Source organism: Acetobacter orleanensis (genome assembly GCF_001581005.1).
Lineage (GTDB): Bacteria > Pseudomonadota > Alphaproteobacteria > Acetobacterales > Acetobacteraceae > Acetobacter > Acetobacter orleanensis.
Genome location: NZ_LHZV01000005.1, coordinates 1 through 595, shown reverse-complemented (window position 1 = coordinate 595; position 595 = coordinate 1). Strand labels below are relative to the sequence as shown.

General features: G+C 58.5%; 1 tRNA gene and 1 pseudogene. One reads left to right on the top strand and one right to left on the bottom strand.

The features are described from left to right. Positions 1-53: 53 nt before the first annotated feature. Positions 54-130 (top strand) — tRNA-Met (locus tag AD949_RS00030). Positions 131-215: 85 nt separating this feature from the next. On the opposite strand, the pseudogene AD949_RS14690 reads toward AD949_RS00030, so the two are convergent. Beyond that, positions 216-542, bottom strand: a pseudogene (locus AD949_RS14690) (transposase); the annotation flags it as partial. Positions 543-595: the final 53 nt, after the last annotated feature.

The following is a 595-nucleotide window of genomic DNA, read 5'->3' as shown; positions in this document are numbered from 1 at the left end:
TCGTGGGAAAGTCGGTCGCCGCCAGGTCTTCCAGTCCACCCAACAAACACCACCGCGGGGTGGAGCAGCCCGGTAGCTCGTCAGGCTCATAACCTGAAGGCCGCAGGTTCAAATCCTGCCCCCGCAACCATTGAATCCTGCACCAAGAACTTACCAAGAACGCCAGCATCCGGGTGATGCATGGCGCTCTTCCTGTTCGTCGCAAAAATAAGCAGCGCAGCATCCGGATGGCGTGGCGCATAGCGCCACGTCTTCGGATCAATGCCGACCAGCCGACAGGCCCGTCGCTGCGAGTAATCCCCTCCACTGGCATTCAACTGGTCTTCGACCAGCGGAGCCTTGGCCAGTTCCGCCCAGGTCGCAGCAGTGCGTCGCAAGCCGGGCGTCACGAGTTTTTTGCCAGGAGCTCTATTTCGACCGCCATGTGTAGAAGGTCGCATCGCTGATCCCGTGCTTGCAGCACAGATCCGCAGCCGATGCACCTGCCTGATGCTCTTTCAGGAGCCCGATAATCAGTCCTGCGTAAATCGCACTTTCTTCATCGTCTGTCTCCAGTGAGCAGACCTTAACTTCAATTCGAGGGTATTTCAGGGGG